The organism is Paenibacillus planticolens (assembly GCF_013141725.1).
Taxonomy (GTDB): domain Bacteria; phylum Bacillota; class Bacilli; order Paenibacillales; family NBRC-103111; genus Paenibacillus_E; species Paenibacillus_E planticolens.
Map to the genome: position 1 here is coordinate 572,788 of NZ_WHNZ01000061.1, position 6,317 is coordinate 579,104.

Annotated in this window: 6 protein-coding genes; 2 read left to right on the top strand and 4 right to left on the bottom strand. The window is 50.6% G+C overall.

Features of this window, described 5'->3' with window-relative positions:
• Positions 1-19: 19 nt before the first annotated feature.
• The 3 genes from GC097_RS27020 to GC097_RS27030 all read right to left on the bottom strand — a co-directional run bounded on the left by GC097_RS27020 (position 20) and on the right by GC097_RS27030 (position 3,002).
• Positions 20-337 (bottom strand): cupin domain-containing protein, encoded by a 318-nt coding sequence (locus GC097_RS27020; RefSeq protein WP_145657127.1) that lies wholly within the window; start codon positions 335-337, stop codon positions 20-22.
• 140 nt (positions 338-477) lie between these two features.
• Positions 478-1,983 (bottom strand): alpha-glucosidase/alpha-galactosidase, encoded by a 1,506-nt coding sequence (locus GC097_RS27025; protein ID WP_171686355.1) that lies wholly within the window; start codon positions 1,981-1,983, stop codon positions 478-480.
• Between the two features lie 107 nt (positions 1,984-2,090).
• Complete coding sequence (locus tag GC097_RS27030; RefSeq protein WP_376768426.1) at positions 2,091-3,002, bottom strand: AraC family transcriptional regulator; 912 nt, start codon at positions 3,000-3,002, stop codon at positions 2,091-2,093.
• A gap of 222 nt (positions 3,003-3,224) precedes the next feature.
• Between GC097_RS27030 and GC097_RS27035 the strand changes: the two genes are divergently transcribed.
• Positions 3,225-4,451: an aspartate aminotransferase family protein gene (locus GC097_RS27035; RefSeq protein WP_171686356.1), complete on the top strand. Its 1,227-nt coding sequence runs from the start codon at positions 3,225-3,227 to the stop codon at positions 4,449-4,451.
• A 6-nt stretch (positions 4,452-4,457) separates the two neighbouring features.
• Here the strand turns inward: GC097_RS27035 and GC097_RS27040 are convergent, their stop codons facing one another.
• On the bottom strand, positions 4,458-5,297 hold the full coding sequence (locus tag GC097_RS27040) for a phytanoyl-CoA dioxygenase family protein (RefSeq protein WP_171686357.1): 840 nt from the start codon (positions 5,295-5,297) through the stop codon (positions 4,458-4,460).
• Positions 5,298-5,447: 150 nt separating this feature from the next.
• Between GC097_RS27040 and GC097_RS27045 the strand changes: the two genes are divergently transcribed.
• Positions 5,448-6,317: AraC family transcriptional regulator (locus GC097_RS27045; protein WP_171686358.1), on the top strand; the 870-nt coding region annotated here is incomplete at its 3' end.

Here is a 6,317-nt window from a genome sequence, read left to right on the forward strand (position 1 = left end):
AGCTGCGTAAAGCAACTGGTTAACGTTTCACAAGATCTTCACGAATCGGTGTGAAGACATCCAGCAAGGCAGATGCCTCTAAAGCTGTCACGCCATGCTGCGCTCCGCTCGGGATATAAACCGTTTGGCCTTGTTCGATGACCGTCACAACACCATCTATCGTAAACTCAATTTTGCCCTTTAAGCAATAGGACATTTGTTCATGCACGTGGCTGTGCTGATACCCTACCGCCCCTGGCTCAAAGTGAACTTCCATCATCATTAGCCCAACTTCAGCTTTCAAAATGCAGCGTTTAACGCCCGGCTCAGCCGGCTCCCACACGCCAATATTCGACATCTGACTTTCCCCTCTCCAATTAAGCGATCCTATTAAAAAGAGAAAGGACCGCAAGCGGTCCTTCACTTACTGACTTAATTATAACCCAAAAGAACCCAAATGAACATACTTGAAAACAAACGAACGCAAGGTTTATCTCCTTAAGATGAGACGGCAGCGCGGTCTTTCCCTTTGTCTGCTTCGCCTGCATTTCTGTTTGCGGCTTCACGGTCCTGCTGCATTTCTTCCACCGTTTTCACCTTCAAGCGCGCTGCGCCTTCGTAGTCCCGGGTCGGAATGAGGTTGCCTGCGGCCAGACGTTGTTTGGCATCTTCAATCGCAGAGCTGTACTGCGGAAGCCACTTTTCATGGGCAACGAGCATCTCATCGACCATCTGCCAAATTTCTTTCGGATTGCAAACGGCGCCAACGAGCGGATCCATCATAAAAGCTTGACGCAGCAGCTTATCGTCCCCGTGCACGGCTGCTTCAACAGCAAGGCGCTGCACCGAAATGCTGACATTGCATACGGCGGCAGGTCCGAGCGGCAGGTCCCCTACAACCGGCATCGAAATGCCATTGGCATCCACATAGCCCGGCGCTTCGATGACCGCATCATTCGGCAGATTCGAAATGACGCCGTTATTCACCAGATTGAAATGCCCGCGATACACACGGCCCGTTTCAAGTCCCTCGATAATATAAGAGCCGTGCTCCTCGCTGCGTTTTTCAGCTGTGTAAACCATAGCCTTTTCCTTCATCCAGTTCGGGAAATCCGTTTCGAACCAGTTCCGCCCTTCCGTGCAAACGCGCAGGTAGCCGCCGGTTTCGCCGTTTATCCAGCTTCCCATGTCGATCCAGTCTTGAATTTCGCCGGCCCGCTTCCGGTACCAAGGCACATACTCGCTCAGATGCCCATTGGATTCTGTGCTGTAGTAGCCGAACCGGCGCAGCATATCGATGCGCACTTTTTCCGTGCGGGCAAATTCCGGATGGTTCTCGAACGCTTCCAGCAAACCTTGCGTTAGATCCCTGCCTTGATGTCGGGCTTGCACATACCAGGTTTGGTGATTGATCCCTGCGCAAATAATGTCGACTTCTTCCTTCTTGAGGCCATACACTTCGGCAATTTGACGATGCCCGTGCTGCACGCCGTGACATAGCCCGATCGTCCGCACCCCGCCGTATTTGTTGCAAGCCCAAGTCAGCATCGCCATCGGATTCGCATAATTTAAGAGCAGCACATCAGGCGAAGCCACATCGCGGATGTCACCGCAAATACGAAGCATTTCCGATATTCCCCGCTGACCGTACATAATGCCTCCGGCACATAAAGTGTCCCCGACACACTGATCGACGCCATATTTGAGCGGAATATCCACATCCGTAGCAAAAGCCTCCAGACCGCCTACACGAATCGTGCATAGTACATACTTCGCATCTTTCAAAGCTTCTCTGCGATCTGTACTCGCTTGAATTTGTATGTTCAGACCATTTTCCAAAATGTCCCTTTGGCAAAGTTCCGTGACCATATCCAAATTATGCTGATTAATGTCTGTAAAAGCGACCTGAATATCATGAAACTCAGGAACCGACAATAAGTCCCGCAGTAGTCCCCGTGTAAATCCAATACTTCCTGCTCCAATAAAAGCCACTTTAAATGCCATGTTTATCGCCCTCTTTCTCATGTGCTCTACCTTTCACATTGTATCAAGCACAAAAGAGAAGACGTTACCAAATTTCTAACTTTGTCGCAGTGCTTTTGTCAAAAATTCTAACTTCTTTCCGGATAACTCCACTTCTCTGCATGCATCGATTTACGAAAATCTGTCGGAGTCAGACCGGTATAATCTTTGAAAAGCATATGAAAATACTGCCGGCTTCCGACCCCGATATAATCGCAAATCCCGGAGATGGGCACATCCGTTTCAAGCAGCAGCATTTTGGCTTTTTCCATCCGGATAACGGTTAAATACGCCATCAGCGTCTGACCTGTGAGCGATTTGAAAATCCGCTGCAAATAACCCGGATGCAAATTAACAGCCGCAGCAATATCTTTCACTTGAATATCGCGATCATAGTTCTGATGCAAATATTCCATCGAAATCTTGACATACCTTTCGCTTTGCGCCTCGCCGCTATTGACCGTTTCCCGCCATAGCCGCGCAATACGAATCAACAGCTGCGCAATGAGCAGCTGCACCATCAATTGACTTCTTGCAGCCGCTTTGTCCAGCTCAAGCACCAAACTTTTCATAATATGATAGACTTCGTCCCCATCCCGCAGCACCAAATAAGGAGCTTCGGACTCCAGCAAGGAGATCAGCAGGTTATCTTCTGCAGCCAGCTGCTGAATAGAGGGAAATACGCCCTTATTCGGTGCGAACCGAAACTCTACATTCAGCATTCTGCACGGATTGGCTGCGCCGACGATCAATCGATGGGGCACATTGGCGTTGATGATAATAAATTCGCCTTTTTTGAGGGCGACTTTCTCGATATGTGACGGATGGGTTTGAATTTCGACCTCGCAATAGCCCTGAATCGTATACATAATTTCCGTGGCATCATGACGGTGAAAGGGCATATCAAAGCCTTGCCATTGTTTAAAATAATACGCCATCACGTGCGGATGGCCGTTCGTTTCCGTCATAAGAGCCGGAAATAACGATGCGCTTTCAAGCATAGGCGGCTCCTTTCCTTCAAGAGGACATCCCGTAGTGGACGCCCTGGTTACTCCTAAAGTCATTGTAACCGCCTGTTCTTTAAAAGAAAATCCTCCCCCTGAGCAAGGGCTTGGATGGTTCCCTGAAAATGGACAATCATGCCTATTTACTTGTTGAATAAAAATACGTAAGTATGTATAATTATTCAATATTTCTTATTTTAATTAAAAGGATGTGCTCAAATGACAATGTTAAAAACATCGACGGAAGAATTGCTGGCGGCGGCGAATGAAGCTATTTTATTTATTGCGAATCGGCCTCAGGTCGTGATGGAGCATGGCGAAGGGATGTATATCTGGGATACGGACGGCAACAAATATCTGGATTTTATCGGCGGTTGGGCGGTTACCTGCTTAGGACACTCTCCCAAAGTCATTAAGGATGCGTTGCTGGAGCAGTCAGGCAAGCTCATCCATGCAAGTCCAGGCTTTTATAACAAGCCGATGCTTGAATTCGCCCGCATGCTAACGTCGTTGTCGGGATTGGAACGCGTCTTTTTTGGCAGTACAGGGGCTGAAGCGAATGAAAGTGCGATCAAGCTTGCTCGCAAGTATGGCGCCGTCCGCAAAGGCGGAGCTTACGAGATCATTACAACGACACGCAGCTTCCATGGCCGTTCATTGGCAACTACCGCCGCAACCGGAAAAATCGGCTGGGATCGCATGTTCGCCCCGCAAATGCCCGGTTTCGTGAAAGTGCCGTTCAATGACATTGAAGCCGTGAAACAAGCCATAAATCCGAATACATGTGCTATTTTATTAGAACTCACTCAAGGTGAAGGCGGTGTTTATGAAGCTAGTTCCGTCTACATCCAGGAGCTTCGCAAACTTTGTGATGAGCATGGCATTTTGCTTATGTTTGACGAGGTCCAAACGGGGCTGGGACGGATAGGAGCCATGTTCGCTTATGAGCATTACGGTGTTGTGCCGGATGTACTCACACTTGCTAAGGGGATTGGCGGCGGCTTTCCGTTATCGGCGATGCTTGCGAAAGACGCGTATAACCTTTTTGAAGCTGGCGATCAAGGGGGAACCTACACAGGCAACCCGCTTGCCATGGCAGTCGGCCTTGCTGTCGTAGGCGAAGTGATACAGCGCAAGCTTCCTCAGCAAGCTGCTGAGCGTGGCCAGTATTTGTTGAAAAAGCTGCATGACGTGCAAGAGCGCTTTGGACTTACGCATATCCGCGGCAAAGGGCTGCTGCTTGCCTTTGATCTTCCGGAGCCGCGCGGAGCGGAGCTTGCAGCCGCTTGCCTTCAGGCAGGCTTGCTCATTAACGCCTCGGGTCCGAGTACGATCCGATTGATGCCGGCTTTGATTGTTACGGAAGCTGAGATCGATGAGATGATGACTCTGCTCTGCAAGATAATGGATCAGCTCTTTCAAGGAGCTGATCCGCAAATTTCGTAACCGGCGTTATGCCCGCTGGAACAAAACTGGAAAATAAGCGTTCCCAAAAGGCTGCCCATGCTGCGGGCGCGGTCCCAACAACCGGATATTGTCATGCCGCTGGATACCTGCCCGATAGGTTGTGCCGCCGGGCATTAGATGGGCAACGACTGACATTCGCGGCTCGTGCGTCGTATTCGCGCCGGACCCGTGGAACGTAAGTCCGTGGTGGAAGCTGGCTTGCCCTGCCTTCAAGATGCAGGGCTCTTCCACCCAATCGCGCCCGTCCGCATACTTGATCTTAAGCTCTTCCATATTCGTATTAAAGAACGAATCGCTATCCGGGATCAATCCCCATTTATGCGAACCAACGATCGTCATCATACCGCCATTTTTCAAATCCGTGTCCTGCAGCGCAATCCACACGGTCACCATGTTCGCATTGCTGGAGCACTGCCAGTACCCGTAATCTTGATGCCAGCCCACATTGCCTGACGACGTCATCTTGTCGCCAACTCCCGGCTTATAGATGACTTGATCATGCCACAGGCGAATTTCATCCGTCTGCAGCAAATCGGCTGCGAGCTCGCCAATCAACGGGTCCGTGACCGTACGGCGAATCTCGTCATTAATCCACCAGCCGTTGTCCAGCTTGCGCAGGGCGTCGGGATTCGGACTCGGCCGGTAATGGTTCATCGGAAGTCCGTCCCCGTCATAATCGCCAGCCCATACCCTTTCATGCGCTTCGCGAATCCGCTGAATTTGGTCATCGTCCAGAAGCTTTGGCGAAATCCAGTAGCCGTCCCGCTCGAAAACCTCTTTATCCTGAGCTGTAATCTTGTAAGTTCTTTCTGCTTGTGTAGTCATTGAACATGCCTCCTTCTTCGTCTTGCTTTCATCATACGGATTTCTCGGTGCATTGACGTTCACAGATCTGCTAAGTAGTATGAGAAACATAGAAGATAATTGAGAACATGCGTAGAAAATAACTAAGAACAGGACAAGGAGGACTTATCTGTGGTTGCCAAACAAAGTCCCCGCTGGACCTATGACGCTGCCATGCAAGGATCGATTCCGGATGTTCCGGAACTGATCCTTTTCGGCTTCGATGAGATCAAATCGGCGCTGCCTCTCTCCTATCATGAGCATGAGGGGTATGAGTTTGTTTTAGTCGAACGCGGAAAAGCAAGCTGGGAGCTGCACGGACAAGCCTATGAAACCAAAGCAGGCGATGTCTTTCACACCTGCCCGGGCGAGCTGCATCGCGGCGGGTTCAACGTGATAGAACCAAGCCGGTTCTGGTGGTTCATCGTGACGCCTCCTCATGCACAGGATTGGCTGCGGCTTCCCTCAAACGAAAGCGCATGCTTCCATAGTGCCATGCAGGCGCTCCCGCGAGTTAGGCACATCGGCCTGCAAGCCGTCCAAGGCTTCCGAAAGCTGGGCGACGCGATCAACAGCAGCAGCCCTTTGCGTTCCTCCTCCATACGGCAAGCTGTGCTGGGACTGCTGCTTGCCATCGTGCAGCCGAATGAAAGAATGATTTCGCTCGCGGACGATCTCGCAGATCAATTCAACCTGCTTCTTCAGCGCATCGAGGATGAACCGGAGTGGCGGCCTGACATTGAAGAATTGGCCGGCTTTGTCCGGGTCAGTCCGTCCCACTTTTTTCGAACATTTCAGTCCCATACGGGACTGCCTCCGATGGTCTATATCGAGCGAATGCGAATCAGAAAAGCTTGCAGCTTGCTTTCTGAAAGCACCGCTGCGGTTACCGAAATCGCCAATGCATTAGGGTACGCTTCTTCGCAACATTTTGCGACCGTGTTTAAACGCATTATCGGCATGACGCCTGTGCAGTGGCGGGTGTACCAAAACCATGGGCCA